General features: G+C 68.3%; 17 protein-coding genes. 10 read left to right on the forward strand and 7 right to left on the reverse strand.

Going from position 1 to position 19,131, the window contains the following annotated elements; genetic code table 11:
- A partial coding sequence (locus tag KBY81_RS05850) for an FAD-dependent oxidoreductase (RefSeq protein ID WP_254975924.1) occupies positions 1–223 on the forward strand: 223 nt, incomplete at its 5' end.
- A 60-nt stretch (positions 224–283) separates the two neighbouring features.
- Here KBY81_RS05850 and dnaK read toward each other — a convergent pair.
- Positions 284–2,188 carry a molecular chaperone DnaK gene (dnaK, locus tag KBY81_RS05855; RefSeq protein ID WP_254972010.1) on the reverse strand — a complete coding sequence of 635 codons (1,905 nt, stop codon included), beginning with the start codon at positions 2,186–2,188 and terminating at the stop codon, positions 284–286.
- 176 nt (positions 2,189–2,364) lie between these two features.
- Here dnaK and KBY81_RS05860 point away from each other — a divergent pair, with 176 nt between their 5' ends.
- The 4 genes from KBY81_RS05860 to KBY81_RS05875 all read left to right on the forward strand — a co-directional run bounded on the left by KBY81_RS05860 (position 2,365) and on the right by KBY81_RS05875 (position 5,070).
- Positions 2,365–3,279, forward strand: coding sequence for a shikimate dehydrogenase (locus tag KBY81_RS05860; RefSeq protein WP_254975925.1), 915 nt, complete (start codon positions 2,365–2,367; stop codon positions 3,277–3,279).
- 36 nt (positions 3,280–3,315) lie between these two features.
- Complete coding sequence (locus tag KBY81_RS05865) at positions 3,316–3,783, forward strand: Tic20 family protein (protein ID WP_106222289.1); 468 nt, start codon at positions 3,316–3,318, stop codon at positions 3,781–3,783.
- Between the two features lie 93 nt (positions 3,784–3,876).
- Complete coding sequence (gene rpsF, locus KBY81_RS05870; RefSeq protein WP_015109956.1) at positions 3,877–4,239, forward strand: 30S ribosomal protein S6; 363 nt, start codon at positions 3,877–3,879, stop codon at positions 4,237–4,239.
- Between the two features lie 57 nt (positions 4,240–4,296).
- On the forward strand, positions 4,297–5,070 hold the full coding sequence (locus KBY81_RS05875) for a hypothetical protein (RefSeq protein ID WP_254975926.1): 774 nt from the start codon (positions 4,297–4,299) through the stop codon (positions 5,068–5,070).
- Here the strand turns inward: KBY81_RS05875 and KBY81_RS05880 are convergent.
- Both KBY81_RS05880 and KBY81_RS05885 read right to left on the reverse strand, forming a co-directional pair.
- Positions 5,033–6,241 (reverse strand): argininosuccinate synthase, encoded by a 1,209-nt coding sequence (locus KBY81_RS05880; RefSeq protein ID WP_106222286.1) that lies wholly within the window; start codon positions 6,239–6,241, stop codon positions 5,033–5,035. The two genes, KBY81_RS05875 and KBY81_RS05880, sit on opposite strands and share 38 nt — an antisense overlap.
- Positions 6,242–6,334: 93 nt before the next feature.
- Positions 6,335–6,547 carry a hypothetical protein gene (locus KBY81_RS05885; RefSeq protein ID WP_181280179.1) on the reverse strand — a complete coding sequence of 71 codons (213 nt, stop codon included), beginning with the start codon at positions 6,545–6,547 and terminating at the stop codon, positions 6,335–6,337.
- A gap of 53 nt (positions 6,548–6,600) precedes the next feature.
- Between KBY81_RS05885 and KBY81_RS05890 the strand changes: the two genes are divergently transcribed.
- Both KBY81_RS05890 and mraY read left to right on the forward strand, forming a co-directional pair.
- Entirely contained in the window at positions 6,601–6,852 is a 252-nt protein-coding gene (locus KBY81_RS05890) for a DUF3134 family protein (RefSeq protein WP_015109952.1), read from the forward strand.
- Between the two features lie 34 nt (positions 6,853–6,886).
- Positions 6,887–7,963 carry a phospho-N-acetylmuramoyl-pentapeptide-transferase gene (gene mraY / locus KBY81_RS05895; RefSeq protein ID WP_254975927.1) on the forward strand — a complete coding sequence of 359 codons (1,077 nt, stop codon included), beginning with the start codon at positions 6,887–6,889 and terminating at the stop codon, positions 7,961–7,963.
- Between the two features lie 21 nt (positions 7,964–7,984).
- Here the strand turns inward: mraY and KBY81_RS05900 are convergent, their stop codons facing one another.
- Entirely contained in the window at positions 7,985–12,409 is a 4,425-nt protein-coding gene (locus tag KBY81_RS05900) for an autotransporter domain-containing protein (protein WP_254975928.1), read from the reverse strand.
- A 357-nt stretch (positions 12,410–12,766) separates the two neighbouring features.
- Between KBY81_RS05900 and KBY81_RS05905 the strand changes: the two genes are divergently transcribed.
- On the forward strand, positions 12,767–13,015 hold the full coding sequence (locus KBY81_RS05905) for a hypothetical protein (RefSeq protein ID WP_106222280.1): 249 nt from the start codon (positions 12,767–12,769) through the stop codon (positions 13,013–13,015).
- A 12-nt stretch (positions 13,016–13,027) separates the two neighbouring features.
- On the opposite strand, the gene KBY81_RS05910 is transcribed toward KBY81_RS05905, so the two are convergent.
- Positions 13,028–13,216, reverse strand: coding sequence for a 5'-phosphoribosylglycinamide transformylase (locus KBY81_RS05910; RefSeq protein WP_254975929.1), 189 nt, complete (start codon positions 13,214–13,216; stop codon positions 13,028–13,030).
- Positions 13,217–13,295: 79 nt separating this feature from the next.
- Here KBY81_RS05910 and purT point away from each other — a divergent pair, with 79 nt between their 5' ends.
- Entirely contained in the window at positions 13,296–14,501 is a 1,206-nt protein-coding gene (purT, locus tag KBY81_RS05915) for a formate-dependent phosphoribosylglycinamide formyltransferase (RefSeq protein ID WP_254975930.1), read from the forward strand.
- 63 nt (positions 14,502–14,564) lie between these two features.
- Complete coding sequence (locus tag KBY81_RS05920; RefSeq protein ID WP_254975931.1) at positions 14,565–15,566, forward strand: LCP family protein; 1,002 nt, start codon at positions 14,565–14,567, stop codon at positions 15,564–15,566.
- 4 nt (positions 15,567–15,570) lie between these two features.
- Here KBY81_RS05920 and KBY81_RS05925 read toward each other — a convergent pair whose 3' ends face one another.
- Positions 15,571–16,065, reverse strand: coding sequence for a TerB family tellurite resistance protein (locus KBY81_RS05925; protein ID WP_254975932.1), 495 nt, complete (start codon positions 16,063–16,065; stop codon positions 15,571–15,573).
- A 3-nt stretch (positions 16,066–16,068) separates the two neighbouring features.
- Entirely contained in the window at positions 16,069–19,095 is a 3,027-nt protein-coding gene (gene uvrA / locus KBY81_RS05930; RefSeq protein WP_219904372.1) for an excinuclease ABC subunit UvrA, read from the reverse strand.
- Between the last annotated feature and the right edge of the window lie 36 nt (positions 19,096–19,131).

Below are 19,131 nucleotides of genomic sequence, written 5' to 3' on the forward strand. Positions count from 1 at the left end.
ACCCGCGTGGCTGCGGCCGGCGCGGGTGGTGCGTCGCTGGCAGGGCCTGCGCCCCCGCCCGGTCGGCCGGCCGGCCCCCCTCCTGGAGCAGCCGGCCCCGGGGCTGCTGCTGGCGAGCGGCCACTACCGCAACGGCATCCTGCTGGCTCCCGCCAGCGCCGCCTGGGTGGCGGAGCAGATCGAGGCCCGCCCCAGCGGCGCCAGAACACTGCGGCAGCCATGAAAAAAGCCCCCCTGGAGAGGGGGGCCGTGGCTGTCGGAACCGCGGCACTCGGCCGACGGATCACTTGCTCTCGGTGAACTCGGCGTCGATGACGTCATCGGCGGCCGAAGCGGTGCCGTTGCCATTGCCACCGGGGGCGGCGCCGGCGGCGGCACCCTCGGCCCCGGCCTGCTGGTACACGGAGGCACCGGCGGCATAGAGGGCTTTCTGCAGCTCCTCGAGGCTGGCCTTGATGGCCGGGGAGTCGTCCTTCTCGAGGGCCTCCTTGAGGTCCTTGGCGAAACCCTCCACCTTGGCCTTGTCCTCGGCGGCCACCTTGTCGCCCAGTTCGCCCAGCTGCTTCTCGGACTGGTAGATGAGGGTCTCGGCCTGGTTCCTCAGGTCGATCTTCTCCCGCTTCTCCTTGTCGGCGGCGGCGTTGGCCTCCGCATCCTTCACCATCTTGTCGACTTCGTTGTCGCTGAGGGTGGAGGCGCCGGTGATCGAGATGCTCTGCTCCTTGCCGCTGCCCTTGTCCTTGGCGGTGACGCTGAGGATGCCGTTGGCGTCGATGTCGAAGGTGACCTCGATCTGGGGCACGCCACGGGGGGCCGGGGGGATGCCGTCGAGGCGGAAGGTGCCCAGCGACTTGTTGTCGGAGGCCATCTCACGCTCGCCCTGCAGCACGTGGATCTCCACGTTCGTCTGGCCGTCGACGGCGGTGGAGTACACCTCCGACTTCTTGGTGGGGATGGTGGTGTTGCGGGTGATCATCTTGGTCATCACGCCGCCGAGGGTCTCCACACCCAGGGAGAGGGGGGTGACATCGAGCAGCAGGATGTCCTTCACCTCGCCGGCCAGCACACCGCCCTGGATGGCAGCACCCACCGCCACCACCTCATCGGGGTTGACGGTCTGGTTGGGGGTCTTGCCAGTGATCCGCTTGACCAGCTCCAGCACGGCGGGGATGCGGGTGGAGCCGCCCACCATGACGATCTCGTCGAGCTCGCTGGTGGAGAGCTTGGCGTCCTTGAGCGCCTGCTCCACCGGCACCCGGCAGCGGTCGATCAGCTTGGAGGCCAGCTCCTCGAACTTGGCCCGGGTGAGGGTGAGGTCGAGGTGCTTGGGGCCCTCGGGGGTGGCGGTGATGAAGGGCAGATTGATCTCGGCCTGGGTGGCGCTGGAGAGTTCGATCTTGGCCTTCTCGGCCGCCTCGGTGAGGCGCTGCAGAGCCTGCTTGTCCTGGCGCAGGTCGATGCCCTCGTTGGCCTTGAAGCTGTCGGCCAGGTGATCGACGATCACCTTGTCGAAGTCGTCGCCGCCGAGATGGGTGTCACCGCTGGTGGAGAGCACTTCGAAGACACCGTCGCCCACTTCCAGCACGGAGACGTCGAAGGTGCCGCCGCCGAGGTCGAAGACGAGGATGCGCTCGTTGCTCTTGCGATCCAGGCCGTAGGCCAGGGCGGCCGCGGTGGGCTCGTTGATGATGCGCAGCACCTCGAGGCCGGCGATCTTGCCGGCGTCCTTGGTGGCCTGGCGCTGGGAGTCGTTGAAGTAGGCCGGAACGGTGATCACCGCCTGGGTGACGGTTTCACCCAGGTACTTGCCGGCGTCCTCGGCCAGCTTGCGCAGCACTTCGGCCGAGATCTCCTCGGGGGCGAACTGCTTGCTGAGCACCGGGCACTTGATCTTGACGTTGGCGCCGGCCTTCTCGACGCCGTAGCTGACTTCCTTCGACTCCTCGTTCACCTCATCCACCCGACGGCCGATGAACCGCTTGACGGAATAGAAGGTGTTCTCCGGGTTCATGACCGCCTGGCGCTTGGCGATCTGTCCGACCAGCTTGTCCTGGTTCTTGGTGTAGGCCACCACCGACGGCGTCGTGCGGAAGCCCTCGGCGTTGGCGATCACCGTGGGCTTGCCGCCCTCCATCACGGCGACGCAGCTGTTCGTGGTGCCGAGGTCAATACCGACGACCTTGCCCATGGATGACCACCTCCTGGTGTGGATGAAGTTCTGACTGGAGCCATCTTCCGCATCCAGGGTTCACCCAGGCGAGGGGTGGTTCCCGAACCGGTGCCGTACCGGGAGGCGGGTCTGGGCCTGTCGGAGCCTGGGATCCGGGGGATCTACGGTCGGGCGGCAGCTGCTCACCCGAGCCCATGGCGACCCCCCAGGCAGCACCGGCGATCGGTGGCGGCACCGCCCTGGCGGGGGTGCTGGGGGATCCGGTGCGCCACTCCCTCTCGCCGGCGATGCACAACGCCGCCCTCGCCGCCCTCGGCCTTGACTGGGTCTACCTGGCCCTGCCGGTGGCGGCGGCAGACCTGGCCGTGGTGCTGGAGGGCCTGGAGGCGATCGACTGCCGCGGCCTAAACGTCACCCTGCCCCACAAGCAGGCCGCCGCCGCCCTGGCCCAGGAACTGACCCCCCTGGCGCGGCGGCTGGGGGCTGTGAACACCCTGGTGCGACGGGACGGCGGCGGCTGGCTGGGCACCAACACCGATGTGGAGGGGTTCCTGGCGCCGCTGCGCGACCTGGCCGCCCGCGAGGCCCTGGTGCTGGGCTGCGGCGGCAGCGCCCGGGCGGTGGTGGCGGGCCTGGTGGAGCTCGGCGTGAACCGCATCCGGGTGGCGGGCCGTGACAGCACCCGCCTGGAGCACTTCGTCGCCTCCTGCGCCGACTGGGCCCCCGGCCTGGAGCCCCTGGCCTGGGACTCCGCAATGGCCGACCGGGCAGATCCCCTGGCCGCGGCGCTGGCGGGCGCCGACCTGGTGGTGAACACCAGCCCGGTGGGCATGGCCTCCGGCGGGGATCCGGCGGCGGCGGGCCGCTCGCCCCTGACCCCGGAGCAGGTGGCCCTGCTGCGACCGGCCGCCACGGTCTACGACCTGATCTACACACCTCGGCCCACGGCCCTGCTGCGCCTGGCAGGCACCCGGGGCTGCCGCACCATCGACGGCCTGGAGATGCTGGTGCAGCAGGGGGCCGCCTCCCTGCGGCTCTGGAGCGGCCGGCGGGACGTGCCGGTGATCGCCATGCGGGAGGCCGCCCTGGCCCGGCTGGGGCCCCCCTAGCCTGCGGGAACCGTCCGCCCCCGAGCCAGCGCCCCCATGGAAGGTCCCCCGATCTGGCAGCGGCTGCTGGGAGCCCTGGCCTATTTGCTGCCCCTGAGCGATGCCCTGCGCTTCGGGCAGGCCCTGTTCGACATGTTCCCGCTGCTGCAGTGGCTGGCGCTGCCGGCCCTGCCCCTGGTGATTCTGGAGCAGGCCGTCCCCTTCGGTGGCCTGGTGCTGTTCCTGCTGCTGTTCCTGCTGGTGGTGCGCAACCCCCGGGTGCCCTACCCGATCCGCTTCAACGTGCTGCAGGCGATCCTGATCGACATCGTGCTGGTGCTGCTCAGCCTGGCCTTCGACACGGTGCTGGCACCCCTCGGCGCCGGCTTCGCCGTCCGCACCCTCTCCAACACGATCTTCCTGGGCACGGTGCTGCTGGTGCTGTTCTCCGTGGTCCAGAGCCTGCGGGGCAAGGAGGCCGACATCCCCACCGTCTCCGAGGCGGTGCGGATGCAGCTCTACTGAGCAGCTCCGCCGGAGGGAGCCACGGCGCTGCGATAGGGTCTTGGATCCGTCGCTGACGGGCCCCGGTGCCCATCAGCCCCTCCACAGGCGACCATGACGCAGCCCTATTACGAAACGATGTACATCCTCCGGCCGGACATCCCGGAGGAGGAAGTCGAGACCCACGTCGCCAAGTACCGCGACATCGTCGTCGAGGCCGGCGCCGAAGTGCTCGACACCCAGATGCGCGGCAAGCGCCGCCTGGCCTACCCGATCGCCAAGCATCGGGAAGGCATCTATGTGCAGCTCAACCACAGCGGCGACGGCCAGCAGGTGGCCGTGCTGGAGCGGGCCATGCGTCTCTCCGAGGACGTGATCCGCTACCTCACCGTCATTCAGGACGGTCCCATGCCCCCGCCCCGCAGCGTCCCCGGCGCGGCGGTCGAGGTGGCTCCCACCGAAGCGGCGACGGCCTGAGTCGGCTTGTTCTCCCCTGTTCCCTGGGCCTAAAGTCCGCCCAATGGGTGCCAGGCGATGACGGCGACGGACAGGTCCACGGACGGCGATGAGGCCGGCCCGGAAGGCAGACCGGCGTCGCGCGGACTGCCGGCCCAGCCGGCCTTCCCCCCTTCCAGCTGGCCCTCCAGTCCGCCGCCGCCGGCCGCCAGTGTGCTGACGCCCGGCCAGCCGGTGGCCCCCGTACCGGTGCCACCGCCCGCCAGCTTCAGTTTCGGCGACGTCCCCGCCGCCCACGATCCGGCCCCCATCGTCGCCGAGCCCGTCGCTGACGACCTCGGCCCTGCCATGCCGACCGCCCCCCCGCCGGCCACAGCCACGGCGGCCACCCCTGGCCCCGCCACCGCCAGCCCCACCAGCCTGGCCATCACCACCACCGGCCCCGACGCCCAGCAGCTGGAGATGGAGCTGGCCGCCGCCCGCGATGAGTTGAAGGCCCTGCACGAAATGCTGGAGGACCTGCCGGAGATCTTCGAGCGCAAGTTCCAGCAGCGCCTGGCCACGGTGATGGAGCACCAGAAGCACCTGCTCGCCGACAACCAGTCCCTGCGGGATCGGCTCTACAGCCTCAACCCCGCCGCGGCCGACGGACCGCCCCCCGGTTCAGGCCGCTCCCAGCCCCTGCTGGTGCCCACCGTGGCCAGGAAGCAGGGCTGGGGTCAGGCCCTGAAGCGGGCCCTGCGGCTGGGCGGCCCGGACGCCGCCAGCCGCTCGGATCGGGAGGGACGCGGCGGTGGAGGGGCACCCCAGAAGATCAGTCGCCACGACGACGGGCGGCCCATAACCGCGTAGGCATCCCCCACACGTAGATGAAGCCCTCGGCGGCCCGGTGGTCGAAGAGGTCTTCGGCGCCGTAGGTGGCCATATCGGGCACGTAAAGGCTGTCGCTGGCGCTGGAGCGCCCCACCACGGTGGCGCTGCCCTTCTGGAGCCGGATCCGCACCAGGCCGTTGACCGTGGCCTGGGTGCGGTCGAGGAAGCCGTCGAGGGCGTCCTTGAGGGGTCCGAACCAGAGGCCCTGGTACACCAGATCCGCCCAGCTCATCTCGATCTGGCGCTTGTAGCGCAGCACGTCGGCGGCCAGGGTGAGGCTCTCCAGCTCCTGGTGGGCGCGGATCAGCAGCAGCAGGCCCGGGGTCTCGTAGATCTCCCGGCTCTTGATGCCCACCACCCGGTTCTCGATCATGTCGAGGCGGCCGAAGCCATGGGCCCCCGCCAGGGCATTGGCCCGCCGGATCAGGGCCACCGGATCGAGGCGCTCGCCGTCGATCGCCACCGGATTGCCCTGCTCGAAGGCGATCTCCACCACCTGGCCCTCGGCCGGGGCGTCCGCCACCGACCGGGTCATGGCGAAGACCTCCTCCGGCGGCTCCACCATCGGATCCTCCAGGGGGCCGGCCTCGATGCTGCGGCCCAGCAGGTTGAGGTCGATCGAGTAGGGGGATTTCTTGCTCACCGGCGCCGGGATGTCGCAGCGCTCGCCGTAGGCGATCGTCTCTTCCCGGCTCATGCCCCACTCCCGGGCCGGGGCCAGCACCTTGAGGTCGGGGGCCAGGGCGCCGATGGCGACGTCGAAGCGCACCTGGTCGTTGCCCTTGCCGGTGCAGCCGTGGGCCACCGCGTCGGCCCCCACCTCGCGGGCCACCTCGACGAGGCGGCGGGCGATCAGGGGGCGGGCCAGGGCCGTGGAGAGGGGGTAGCGCCCCTCGTAGAGGGCGTTGGCGCGGATGGCCGGGAAGGCGAACTCGCGGATGAAGGGGTCGATCAGGTCGTCCACCCGCGACTGGCTGGCGCCGGCCGCCAGGGCCTTGAGGCGGATCGGCTCGAGTTCATCGCCCTGGCCGAGGTCGGCGGCGAAGGTGATCACCTCCTTCACCCCCCACTCGCGCATCAGGTAAGGGATGCAGACGCTGGTGTCGACACCACCGGAATAGGCGAGCACCACCCGCTCGGCACGCGGCATGCCCCCGGGCTGTTCAGCGCCCGCCCCCTGCTGCCCCAACGTCGCCATCCGTGCCGCTCCTGCGCTGTGGCGCCCGATTCTGGCGCCTGGGGGTCATTCTCCCCCCTGGTCCGCCGGCGGCAGCCGCCAGCGCAGCAGCACCACCAGGGCCAGCAGCAGGGGCGGCCCCAGCACCAGGGCGGCCACCACCGCCGGCTGGACCGGCAGGGGCTGGGGCCAGCGCAGGCCGGCGGCGGCCAGCAGGGTGCTGAGCAGGAGAGCCGCCGACCAGAGCCGGCCCACCTCCAGGAACTTGGACGGGGTCATGGGGGCGGCGCGATAGAGTGGTGAGTCGGTCCTTGACGACCCAGCCTGACGGCATGAGCATTCTCGACACCATCAACCCCTCCCTGACCCGCTACCGGCGCAACGAGCCGGCGCCGGTGCTGCCGCTGCGGGATGAGCCCGACCTGCTGAGCCTGCTGGAGGCCAGCGGCCGCCTGGTCGCCGACGAGGAGACCGCCAGCACCGATGTGAGCACGGTGGAGGAGGAGGAGCTGTCGGCGCTGATGGGCGAGAAGGAGGATTACAACCCGGCCGACGAGCCCTCGGAGGAAGACTGGGAGGACTGACGGCCCGCGCCGGCTCCACCCTGCAGCGTTTCCGATGGCCTCCCGCGACGGCCGCCTCCCTGCGGCCCTGCTCGCCCTGATCCTGCTGGGCGCCTGCCTGGCCAGCGATGCCCTGGTGGCCAATTCCATGCTGACCCTGCCGCTGGTGGTGGCGGCCCTGGTCAGCGCCGGGGTGGCGGCCCTCGGGGTGCCGCGGCTGCGGGCCCTGAAGCTCGGCCAGGTGATCCGCGATGAGGGGCCCCAGGCCCACCACAGCAAGGCGGGCACCCCCACCATGGGGGGCCTGCTGGTGGTCCCCGTGGGGGTGCTGGTGGGGGGGCTGATCAGCCCGGAGGATCCCCGCCCGCTGGCGGTGGCGGCGGTCACCCTGGCCTACATGGCGATCGGCGCTGTCGACGACTGGCGCAGCCTCACCCGGCGCACCAACACGGGCCTGAGCCCCCGGGGCAAGCTGCTGCTCCAGGCCCTGGCCGCCGTCGGCTTCCTGGTCTGGGCCCACCAGGGCGGCTGGCTGGGGGGCGGGGTGCCCGGTGATCTGGGGCTGCCCTTCGGCAGGGTGCTGACCCTCGGGCTGCTGATCTGGCCCCTGGCCCTGTTCGTGTTCCTGGCCGAGAGCAACGCCACGAACCTCACCGATGGGCTCGACGGCCTGGCCGCCGGCTGCGGCGCCGTGGTGTTCACCGGCATGGGGCTGCAGCTGATGCTGCGGGGGCACGGGGGCGATCCGGTGCTGGCCGCCTTCTGCACCGCCATGGCGGGCTGCTGGCTCGGCTTCCTCAGCCAGAACCGCCACCCGGCGCGGGTGTTCATGGGCGACACGGGCTCCCTGGCCATGGGGGCGGCCCTCTCCTCGGTGGCGCTGCTCACGGACAGCCTCTGGCCCCTGCTGCTGATGGGCGGGGTGTTCCTGGCCGAATCCCTCTCGGTGATCCTGCAGGTGGGGGTGTTCAAGGCCACCAAGGGCCCCGACGGCCAGGGGCGGCGCCTGTTCCGCATGGCGCCGCTGCACCACCATTTCGAACTCGGTGGGATGGCGGAGCAGCAGGTGGTGCTGGGGCTGTGGGGCGCCAGCCTGATCCTGGTGCTGGTGGGGCTGGTGCTGCTGCCTTGAGCCCCTGCCACCGCATGATGTTTAGAACTGAATCCTCAGTCCGCCTCCGTAGCCGAATTGACTGCCGTTGGATTCCACTTGATAGTTCACCGTTGCATACAGAGAAGCATTCCTGGCAAGCTGAACATCAACACCACCGGTAACGGTGAGGGCATTGGCCCCTCCGTTTTCGCCCTGGGTGGAGAAGGAGCCCGCACTCGGCGCCGCAACGAAGGTTGCGTTGAGTGACTTGTTTCCAGTGCTGTTGGCCAGTGCATCGAGCTGATACGCCACCGCCAACCGGGGTGTGATGCTCTGAACCTTGTCCTGACTCAAGGCGATGGGGCTGAACGCCAACTCCATCCCAAGGGTGGCCACCAGACTGCTGGCCGTATTGCCGTCAACACGGAGGTTCAGCGCCCCACCATCCGATTCAGTGAACCCATTCTGCTGGTAGCCGCCCCAGGCCAGACCAGCAATGGGTTTGAGCCGCATCGATCCATTCCCCTGGCCGGCGTTGATGAGGATGTCGTAGGAGGCATGGATCGCCGCGGTGTAGCCCTTGGCAGCGGTGGCCCCATGGATCGTTGAGCCATTTCCGATGGAGGCCACGTTGCGGCTGCCGTCGACAGCAAAGCTGCTGTAGCCGAGCAAACCCTTGATGGTCCACCGCTCCGTGGGTCGATAGACGGCGTAGAAGGCACCACCATTGACATCGGCGCTGACATTGGCCGACGTCAGACTCATGTCATCGAGATTGGAGGTTCCATAGCCGTAGGCAGCGCCAACACTCCACTGCCTGGAAAGCGCATACTCCAGACCAAAAACGGAGGAAAAAATGCCAGCGTCATAGGAGGAAAGACCCTCCTGCCCCCTGATGCTGCTTGTCGTATTCGAGGCTTGAGCAAAGACACACACGGGACGTTCTGGGGCTTGCCCATTCCTGGTCTCCGGGCCGTTGATCAACCAGCCATGGCTCTGGCAGTTGCCAGCGAGCGAAAACAACAGCTCGCGCTGACGCTTGAGGGTCGCCAGGCCAACAGCCTGGTAAGCCGCATAGGGCTCCGGTGAGAGAGAGTCAATCGCCGCCGCAAGCTGACTGCCTGAAGTCAAGCCCAGGAGCTCGGAGGTGGCGGTGAGGAAGTCACTGCTGACACCCGCTGCCGCAGCCTGCCCTGTTGTGAACCCCGTCGTACCGATCGCAGTCCCTGTGGCATTGGCACCTGTGGTGGTTCCCGGTTGGTTGCCAGCCGCCGTAGCCAGGGAGGCGAAGACACGGTCAAAGGCACCCGCCATGGCCAACTGATTCCGCTGACCCTTGCCCAAGCTGGAGAGTGCCGAAGCGGTAGCCCCGGAGCCATTCCTGGGTTGCCACTGCACATCGAAGGAGGACGCATTGCCATCCGCTTCTTGAACCAGGTTGGTGCCGTAAGTCAGGAGGGCACTGCTGATACCGGACGGATTGAGTGTGAGGCTGTTGCTTGTTGCAAAGCCATTGCCGGCTGTGATGATGTTGTAACTGAAGTTCGGCCAGGGGCTGCCGCCGCCATAGGCCATCAGATTGACACTGCCGGCGACGTTGGTCACGTCACCGATCACGCTGATCTTGTCGTTCTGGGGGCCTTGGATTTCAGCGTTGATGGTGCCGCCGTTCAGACGGAGACCCGCCGCCGTGATCGTGCCGATCGAATTGCCAGGCGAAATCTGGGCTCCTGCAACCAGGTTGGTTTGAGGCAAGCTGCCGGAACCACCAATGGTGCTGCCTGGCTGGACGGTCAACTCGGAGGATGAAGCAATGGACCCGTTGACCGATAGCGTGGCGCCGTTGGCAACCGTTGTTGAACCTGTGTAGGTGCTATTGCCCGTAAGAGAGAGAAACCCGGGATTAGAGAACGTGATACTCCCAGCCTGACCTGGAGTTAAATCAGAGAAGATCCCGCTGAACACGGAGCGATTGCCATCGAGGTCAACCGTGCTTGTGGCCTCGGCTCCAAGCAACCAATTCTGCGTATACAGGCCTGGACTATTCACAACCAACGTGCCACCCGAAAAGATCGTACTGTTGACATTGGTAATGTCGGTTGTTGTCCCGGTGGCCATACCCCGCAACACCGAAAGGAGCACGCTATTACCGGTGTATTGGATTCCGTAGCTGAAGAACGACGAAAGGCCGGTCGCATTGATCGATGAGAATTGAGAGCTAATCGTTGGCGCGGAGAATAAGGTATAGCTCGATAGTGGCGCGCCATCGAAGTTTCCAAAATTGAGATTCAGTGTTCCTCCCAGGGCGATAGATCCAGTGGATACCACCTGGTCTGCACTGGCTACTCCAACCTCGAAGCTACTGATTGATCCACTACTTAAGCTGAGGTCGCCATTGAAAGTGAGCGTGCCAATGGAATTTCCGGGGGCAAGAATAGCCCCAGAAAGCACCGACGTGGCAGGCAACGTTCCAGTACCCTTAATCGTGGCACCGGCATTCACGGTTAACCCAGAAGAAGCGGCGATGGAACCATTCACCGCCAAGCCGCTTCCAGCGGCAACCGTGGTACTGCCAGTATAGAGATTGATGCCATTCAAGTTCAGGACACCACCACCAGATTGGATCAGGCGCCCAGTTCCTGATACAACACCGGTGTAGGTATAGTCGTTGCTACGATTGAAGACAAGACTTGCGTTGTTGATGATATTGGATGCGTTGCTGATGGAGCCGGTGGTGCCGCCATTGCCGATCTCCAGCGTCGCGCCGTTCTCGATCGTCGTGGTGCCGGTGTAGGTATTCGCGCCCGTGAAGGTGGTTCGACCGCCCGAAGCAGAATTGACAATGGCCAGGTTGCCCGCCGTTCCGGCGACGGCGTCGGAGAGCACCCCAGAGAAGGTGGCCGCGTTTCCGTACTGATCGATCCGGTTGGTGGATGAGGCGTCGAGTGTGAAGTTCTGCGCGTAACTGCCGTTGGCCTGGTCCACCCTCAGCGTGCCGCTCTCAAAATCCGGCAGCAGGCCAGCCCCAAGTTGGCTCGCCTCATGATACGTCTGGCTGGGATTGATCTTTGTAGAGACGATCAGATCCCAGCTATTCGCTTCCGATCCGGCGCTGAGGCGCCACGACAACAGACCGAATGCAAACTGTGTGTCTTCATTTGTGATGGCAGAAGCGGCCAAACCGGTGAGGATGTTCGTATAGCGGTTGACAGCAAGACTTGACGATGCATCGATGCCGAAGGTCATCGTTCCAGATGGCTCGAACACCGAAAGTCTGCCCCGGTTTGAAAGTGACTGGACAACCACGTTGTAGGTGCCCGGCAACGCTCCGAAGTAGGTCAGCGGGGAGCTGGCCTGCGCATTGGTCAGCACACTGACACGCGCATCCCCGCTCAGCCGGACGCTGTAGCTCGTGAAGGCCACGCCACGAACAATGGTGCCAAGGTTGGTGATTGCGGTCGTGCCGCCGCTCAGGTTGATGCCGTCACCACCTGTGCCCCCGCTCCCGCCCCGGATCGTTGCACTGGATCCGTTGGTGATCGTGTTCGTGCCCCCCGTCAGGGAGATGCCAGCCGCGCCAATCCCTCTGGCGCCAGCAACACCCGCACCCCCCGAGGAGCCGCTTGATCCATTCGTGGGGCCAGACCCGCCGCTGCCACCAGCACCGCCAGCGCGGCCAACGCCGCCAGCGCCGCCAGCGCCGCCAGCGCCGCCCGTGATGGTTCCTGTGTTGTTGATCGAGAGATCGGAGCCGGAGACACCAGCCCCGCCATTGCCGCCTGCGCCCCCGTTGCCACCAACGCCGCCGTTGCCACCAGCGCCGCCCCGAATGGCCGGAGGCGTGCCCTGGCCGCCGCTGCCACCGCGGCCACCAGAGCCGCCAGCCCCTCCGCCAGCTCCTGCGCCGCCTGTGATGCTTCCTGTGTTCTCGATCAGGAGGCCGGTCCCGGAGACGCCAGCCCCGCCATTGCCGCCAGCGCCCCCGTCGTTACCGCGGCCGCCGATCCCACCGGTGCCACCAAAACCACCTGCGCCACTGGCCACACCACCGGTGCCGCCGTCGCCGCCGGCGCCGCCAGCACCGCCAGTCCCACCACTGCCGCCATTAATGGATCTGGAATTTGTGATGGACGTGTTGGTGCCCGTCTGACCATCTCCACCGGCGCCGCCGGCAGCACCCAGGCTGCCGTTGCCGCCGGGACCACCGGCCCCTCCCTCGTTGCCGTTGGAACCGGCCGGGCCGGGGGTGCCCGGCAGACCCGCCGCACCGGCTGTCCCCGCGGTCCCGGTCAACGTGCCGGTGTTGACAACCTGTGCCGAAGCGCTGGTCACGCCGATGACACCCCCGGCCAACAGAGCCAGGGGCAGGACTGCAACGCTGCCGCTGACGTGGAACTGAGCGCGCCAGCGGCCACAGGGGACCATCCGCGCCCGTGGCCTGCCGCCACACTCATCGTCTGTTGACGGAAGCTCCTGGAACAGCATCGAACGATCAATCGCTGGAACTCGGTTGACCGAACAGATCGGCGTTTGGCGACGAGCGTGATGGCACCGGAAGAAGGCTCAAAACTTTTTTCGGCGCGAAATCTAGTGCCTTGATGAAAGGACTGCCAGGTGGTGGAGGGGCGGATCACGGCCAACAGAACGGCAAAGGATCAGGCCACCCGTGCCGGAAGAATGTCCTGCAGGGACCTGGCGATCTGGCTCACGGTCGACTGGTTTATCCCCCACAAGGGAAGCTCCATCAATCGACACACACCACCGACACACCAGCCGTTCGGCTCGAACTAAACTTGGTCCAAGATCCTTTTAAGAACGAATCCTTTTCAGGACGTCACCACCATGGCCTACTTCACCTGGAAGGAAACGGGTCTCACCGCCGACTGCGCCAGCCTGGAGGCCATGGCGGCGCGCTTTGAGGAGGCGGCCGCCCTGATGCGCCGCATGGCCGATGAGGGCTTCAAGGTGGAGCGTCACCCGGAGGGGCAGCGCATCACCCACCCCGATCCGGCGGTGTTCGGGGCGTACGGCTTCGTGAGCGAGGAATCGGCCGAAAGCCAGCTCACCCTGCTGGACGAGTCCGGCGCCTGAGGGCGGGGCCCCTCAGCGGCGCAGGTATCCCACCAGCCACACCAGCACGAACGCCAGGGACGACACCCCGAGGTAGACCAGCGTCCAGGTCTGGAAGTCGGTCACGTTCCAGCCGAAGGGCAGCAGCCCGTTGGCCGCGTCACCGGCGGTGCTGAAGGCGAGGGTTCGGGGGGCCAGGGGGCCGAAGCTCTGGGGGAGCAAGGGGAGAGCCGCGGGCATCGCGGCACGTTAGGGGAAGGGGCAGGTGCCGCGTCAGGATCGCCTGATCCGCACCGCAGCCATGGCACCAGGCCCTTCCCCCTTCCCGCGGACGGTGATGCTGCTGGGCAGCGGCGAACTGGGCAAGGAGGTGGCCATCGCCGCCCAGCGGCTCGGCTGCCGCGTCATCGCTGTCGACCGCTACGCCGGTGCCCCCGCCATGGCGGTGGCGCAGGTGAGCGAGGTGGTGGCCATGGCCGACCCCGAGGCCCTCAAGGCAGTGGTGCGGCGCCATCAGCCCGACGTGGTGATTCCGGAGATCGAGGCCCTGGCGGTGGATGCCCTGGCCGAACTGGAGGCGGAGGGTCTCACGGTGATTCCCACCGCCCGGGCCACGGCGGTGACGATGAATCGCGACCGCATCCGGGACCTGGCCGCCGGCGGGCTGGGGCTGCGCACCGCCCGCTTCGCCTATGCCGAAAGCGCCGACGAACTGGCGGCGGCGGCGGCGCCCCTGGGCTGGCCGGTGGTGGTGAAGCCGGTGATGAGCTCCTCGGGCAAGGGGCAGAGCGTCGTGGACGGCCCCGAGGAGATCGAAGCCGCCTGGGAGGCGGCCATGGCCGGGGCGCGCGGGGAGGGGGCGCGGGTCATCGTGGAGGAGTTCCTGCGCTTCGGCCTGGAGATCACCCTGCTGACGGTGCGCCAGTGGCAGGGGCCCACCCTGTTCTGCCCGCCGATCGGCCACATCCAGGAACGGGGCGACTACCAGTGCAGCTGGCAACCGGCCCGGCTGGGGGAGGAGCAGCTGGCGGCGGCCCAGGCGATGGCGAAGGCCGTCACCGACGACCTGGGCGGCGCCGGCCTGTTCGGGGTGGAGTTCTTCCTCTGCGGCGAGCCCGGCGCCGAGGAGGTGGTGTTTTCCGAGCTGTCGCCGCGGCCCCACGACACCGGCCTGGTGACGCTGGTGGGCCAGAACCTGAGCGAATTCGAGCTGCACCTGCGGGCGGTGCTGGGGCTGCCGATTCCGGAGATCCGCAGCCTCGGAGCGGCGGCCTCACGGGTGATCCTGGCCGGAGCGGACGTGCCACCGGGTGCCGGAAGCCCCACCTACCGGGGGCTGGAGCAGGCCCTGGCGGTGCCGGACACCCAGGTGCTGATCTTCGGCAAACCGGAGGCCCGGCCCTGGCGGCGCCTGGGGGTGGCCCTGGCCCGCGGCGACGATGAGGCGGACGCCCGCCGGCGCGCCGACGGGGCTGCGGCCCTCGTGCAGGTGCAGACCAGCCGATAAACCGTCGCCACCACTGGATTTTCGCTGCTTTGAGCCCTATGGTGCGCCCCTGCAGGTAGCACAATGACCCAGGCCCATTCCCCCTCGAGGCTCGCTCGCTCCCGGAAGACCCGGCAGAAGCGGGAACTCGGGGCGGTGGCGCTGCCGGAGAAGACCGGCGCCCGGCCCGATCCGAAGCAGCGGCCCCCGGCCCCGCAGCGTTCCCGGCGTCGGCCCCTGGTCACCTTCGGCATCGGTGTCGCCGTCGGAGCCTTGATGGCGGGCCCCTTGCCGGCCCGGATCGCCCCCTTCCTGGCGGGCCTGATTCCCAGTTCGCGCGGCATCGGCGCGGTGCTGAATCCCCTCACGATCGACAACCGGCCGATCCTCGTGCTCGGCCGCGATGCCGTCGGTGAGAACACCGACGTCATGTTCACCGTGCGGCTCGATGGCGACATCACCCACATCACCCAGGTGCCGCGGGACACGTTCATCGAATCGCCCCAGCTGGGGGTGGTGAAGGCCAACTCCCTGTTCGCCCTCGGCGGCATCCAGACCGCCAAGGCGGAAGTGGGCACCCTGCTGGGTACCCCGGTGGAGCGCTACCTCAAGGTGAACCTCGACGCCGTCAACAAGGTGGCCGAAGCCCTCGGAGGCGTCGAGGTGGATGTGCCCAAGCGCATGTACTACGTCGACAACGCCCAGGGCCTCTACATCGACCTCTACCCCGGCAAGCAGCTGCTGAAGGGCAAGGAACTGGAGGGGTTCCTGCGCTTCCGTCACGACGAGCGGGGCGACCTGGGCCGGATGGAGCGCCAGCGGCTGGTGATGGCCCAGGTGTTCAGCAAACTGGCCCAGCCGGCCACGATCGCCAAGCTGCCGGCCCTGCTGGAGATCGCCGGCAACGACATGGTCACCGACCTCTCGCCGATCGAGATGACCCAGCTGATGTCCGCCCTCGGCAAGACCAAGCTGAGCACCCAGCGGGTGCCCGGCCGGCTCTACTGGCACAACGACCTCAGCTACTGGATGCCCGACAGCAACCAGGCCTACCCCGGCGGCAGCGGCGAGGAGCCCCTGCCCTGAGGCCTCAGGCGGCCGGGCCCCGGCCGTCATCCGGGCTGCGCCAGCCGGCGGTGAGCTCGGCCAGCAGCTGGGCCAGCCCCTCCTTTTTCGGCAGGTCGGCCTCCGCCGCCCACTCGATCTCCTGGATCCTGGCGTCCTCCAGGCCCAGCAGCTCCACCAGGTGGCGGTAGGCCACCCGTTCCTGGGCGTTGATGCTGGGCTCCGCCGGGGAACGCCGCCCCACCCGCACCATCATGTAGCTGAGCTTCAGCGCCAGCTGGCGGTCGTCGGAGCCCGGGAGCTGGGTGACCAGGTCGTCCAGGCCGGAGACCGGCAGCCGCTCGGCCAGGAAGGCCTCCAGCTGCGCGTCGCCGAAGCTCTCGGGGCTGCCGCCGTGCAGCTGGGTGGCCATCTGTTCGGCCAGCAGCTCCCGCTCCGCCTTGGAGCATTCGCCGTCGGCCCAGGCGACGGTGCAGACGATGCGCAGCAGGGCCGCCTGGGCGGGGGTGAGTTCAGCCATGGGTCAGGCCGCGAGGGGGATGGGGGGATGCTGCTCCAGCACGTGCCGCAGGTAGCGGCCGGTGTGGCTGGCAGGGTTCTCGGCCACGGTTTCGGGGGTGCCGACGGCCACGATCTGGCCCCCCTTGTCACCGCCCTCCGGCCCCAGGTCGACCAGCCAGTCGGCGCAGCGGATCACATCCAGGTTGTGCTCGATCACCAGGATCGAATTGCCCTTGTCCACCAGACGCTGCATCACGTCCATCAGCTTGTGGACGTCGTAGAAGCTCAGGCCCGTGGTGGGTTCGTCGATCAGGTAGAGGGTCTTGCCGGTGGCGCGGCGGGAGAGCTCGGTGGCCAGCTTCACCCGCTGGGCTTCACCGCCGGAGAGGGTGGGGGCGGGCTGGCCCAGCTTGATGTAGCCGAGGCCCACGTCCACCAGGGTGCTGAGGCGGTCACCGGCCTGGGGGATGGCGGCGAACACCTCGGCGGCCTGCTCCACCGTCATCTCCAGCACATCGGCGATGGTGTGGCCCCGGAAGGTCACCTGCAGGGTCTCGCGGTTGTAGCGGGCCCCCTTGCAGACATCGCACTGGACATAGACGTCGGGGAGGAAGTTCATCTCGATCACATTCACCCCCTGGCCGCTGCAGGCCTCACAGCGGCCGCCCTTGACGTTGAAGCTGAACTGGCCCACCTGGTAGCCGCGGGCCTTCGCCTCCACCGTGGCGGCGAACACCTGGCGGATGGGATCGAAGGCGCCGGTGTAGGTGGCGGGGTTGGAGCGGGGGGTGCGGCCGATCGGCGACTGGTCGATGACGATGACCTTGTCGATCGCCTTGATGCCCCGCAGCTCCTCGAGTCCGGTGGGAAAGGGCACCTTCATGCCGAGGCGGTTCTCGAGGGCCGGGTGCAGCAGCTCGTTCACCAGGGTGCTCTTGCCGCTGCCGCTCACCCCGGTGACGCACACCAGCCGGCCGAGGGGGATCTCCACGTCGATGCCCTGGAGGTTGTTGCGGCTGCAGTTCACCAGGGTGAGCCGGCGGCTGCCGGCATCGCGGCGCTCGGCGGGGGTGGGGATGGAGCGGCGACCGCTCAGGTAGGCCCCGGTGAGGGAAGCCTCGGCGGCCAGCAGGTTCTCGAGGGTGCCCTCGGCCACGATGTGGCCGCCATGGACGCCGGCGCCGGGACCGATGTCCACCAGGTAATCGGCGGCGCGGATCGTGTCCTCGTCGTGCTCCACCACGATCAGGGTGTTGCCCAGGTCGCGCAGCTTGGTGAGGGTGGCCAGCAGGCGGTCGTTGTCGCGCTGGTGCAGGCCGATGCTGGGCTCGTCGAGCACGTACAGAACGCCGGTGAGGCCGGCACCGATCTGGGTGGCCAGGCGGATCCGCTGGGCCTCCCCGCCGGAGAGGGTCATGGCGGGCCGATCCAGGCTCAGGTAATCCAGGCCGACATCGAGCAGGAACTTCAGCCGCATGCGGATCTCCCGCAGCACCAGGTCGCCGATCTGGATCTGGCGGCTGCTGAGCAGGGGCTCGGCCCCTTCATGGGCACCCACCCCCATCAGGGCCTCGATCCGCTCCAGGCTGTCGGCCACGCTCACGGAGGTGAGTTCATGGATGGCATAGGGGCCCACCCGCACCGCCAGGGCTTCGGGGCGCAGCCGCAGGCCGTGGCAGCTGGCGCAGGGCACCAGCTCCAGGTACTTCTCCAGCTTCTGGCGCATGGATTCGCCGCTGGCATCGCGCAGCTGGCGCTCCAGGATCGGCAGGATCCCCTCGAAGGGCCGCACATAGCCCTCGCTCTTGCGGTAGCGGCTGTCGGCCTTGATGGCGATCGGCTCCTGGCTGCCGTGCAGCAGCACCGTGCGCTGGGCGTCGGTGAGCTGGTTCCAGGGGGTCTTGAGTTCGAAGCCGAAGGCCTCGCCGACGCTGAACAGCAGGGAGAAGTAGTAGCTGTTCTCCTTGTCGCTCCAGGGGGCGATGGCGGCGTACACCGGCAGGGAGGGATCGGGCACCACCCGCTCCACCGTGAACTTGCGCAGGTGGCCGATGCCGTGGCAGTCGGGGCAGGCGCCGTAGGGGCTGTTGAAGGAGAACAGGCGGGGCGAGAGCTCTTCCATCACCGCCCCGTGCACGGGGCAGGCGAAGTTCTCGGAGTAGAGCCGCTCGCGCTCCACCCCCTCGGGCAGGGGTTCGTCGGCCTTGGGCACCACCTCCACCAGGGCCAGGCCCTCGCCCCGCTTGAGGGCGGTGCGCAGGGAATCGGTGAGCCGCTCGTTGATGCCCTCGCGGGCCACCAGCCGGTCGACCACCACCTCGATGTGGTGGGCGTGGTTCTTGTCGAGCTCGATGTTGTCGGCCAGCTCGCGCACCTCGCCGTTGATCCGCACCCGGGCGAAGCCCTCGGCCACCAGGCCGGCCAGCAGCTTCACGTGGGTGCCCTTCTTGCCCCGCACCACCGGCGCCAGCAGCTGGTAGCGGGTGCCCTCCGGCAGGGTGAGGATCTGGTCCACCATCTCATCGATGGACTGGGGCTTGATCGAGCGGTCGCACTGGGGGCAGTGGGGTTCGCCGGCGCGGCCGTAGAGGAGGCGCAGATAGTCCTGGATCTCCGTGACCGTGCCGACGGTGGAGCGGGGGTTGTGGCTGGTGGACTTCTGGTCGATCGAGATGGCGGGCGAGAGCCCCTCGATCGCATCCACGTCCGGCTTGTCCACCTGGCCGAGGAACTGGCGGGCGTAGGCGGAGAGGCTCTCCACGTAGCGCCGCTGGCCCTCGGCGAAGATCGTGTCGAAGGCGAGGGAGCTCTTGCCGCTGCCGCTCACGCCGGTGAACACCACCATCCGGTTGCGCGGGATGGTGAGATCGACGTTGCGCAGGTTGTGCTGCCGGGCCCCGCGGACCCGGATCACGTCCTCGAGGCTGCCGCCGGTGAGGGTGCGCAGGGCGATGTCGGGAGAGGGGGCGGCATCCTCCGGGAGCTTGCCGGAGGTGCCGTTGCCGGGAGCCGCGCTCTTGCTGGAGGATCCGACGCGGGCACGGGGCATGGGGGGCGGTCGGCAGCCGATGAGTCTACGGGGGAT

This window comes from Cyanobium sp. Lug-B (genome assembly GCF_024345635.1).
Lineage (GTDB): Bacteria > Cyanobacteriota > Cyanobacteriia > PCC-6307 > Cyanobiaceae > Cyanobium > Cyanobium minutissimum.

What these genes read in the sequence shown, in the direction of transcription:
- KBY81_RS05900 (WP_254975928.1), bottom strand. Translation starts at nt 12,409, where the DNA reads ATGCTGTTCCAGGAGCTTCCGTCAACAGACGATGAGTGTGGCGGCAGG.
- KBY81_RS05920 (WP_254975931.1), top strand. Translation starts at nt 14,565, where the DNA reads ATGACCCAGGCCCATTCCCCCTCGAGGCTCGCTCGCTCCCGGAAGACC.
- KBY81_RS05885 (WP_181280179.1), bottom strand. Translation starts at nt 6,547, where the DNA reads ATGACCCCGTCCAAGTTCCTGGAGGTGGGCCGGCTCTGGTCGGCGGCT.
- purT (WP_254975930.1), top strand. Translation starts at nt 13,296, where the DNA reads ATGGCACCAGGCCCTTCCCCCTTCCCGCGGACGGTGATGCTGCTGGGC.
- KBY81_RS05875 (WP_254975926.1), top strand. Translation starts at nt 4,297, where the DNA reads ATGACGGCGACGGACAGGTCCACGGACGGCGATGAGGCCGGCCCGGAA.
- KBY81_RS05905 (WP_106222280.1), top strand. Translation starts at nt 12,767, where the DNA reads ATGGCCTACTTCACCTGGAAGGAAACGGGTCTCACCGCCGACTGCGCC.
- KBY81_RS05890 (WP_015109952.1), top strand. Translation starts at nt 6,601, where the DNA reads ATGAGCATTCTCGACACCATCAACCCCTCCCTGACCCGCTACCGGCGC.
- rpsF (WP_015109956.1), top strand. Translation starts at nt 3,877, where the DNA reads ATGACGCAGCCCTATTACGAAACGATGTACATCCTCCGGCCGGACATC.
- mraY (WP_254975927.1), top strand. Translation starts at nt 6,887, where the DNA reads ATGGCCTCCCGCGACGGCCGCCTCCCTGCGGCCCTGCTCGCCCTGATC.
- uvrA (WP_219904372.1), bottom strand. Translation starts at nt 19,095, where the DNA reads ATGCCCCGTGCCCGCGTCGGATCCTCCAGCAAGAGCGCGGCTCCCGGC.
- KBY81_RS05865 (WP_106222289.1), top strand. Translation starts at nt 3,316, where the DNA reads ATGGAAGGTCCCCCGATCTGGCAGCGGCTGCTGGGAGCCCTGGCCTAT.
- dnaK (WP_254972010.1), bottom strand. Translation starts at nt 2,188, where the DNA reads ATGGGCAAGGTCGTCGGTATTGACCTCGGCACCACGAACAGCTGCGTC.
- KBY81_RS05925 (WP_254975932.1), bottom strand. Translation starts at nt 16,065, where the DNA reads ATGGCTGAACTCACCCCCGCCCAGGCGGCCCTGCTGCGCATCGTCTGC.
- KBY81_RS05860 (WP_254975925.1), top strand. Translation starts at nt 2,365, where the DNA reads ATGGCGACCCCCCAGGCAGCACCGGCGATCGGTGGCGGCACCGCCCTG.
- KBY81_RS05880 (WP_106222286.1), bottom strand. Translation starts at nt 6,241, where the DNA reads ATGCCGCGTGCCGAGCGGGTGGTGCTCGCCTATTCCGGTGGTGTCGAC.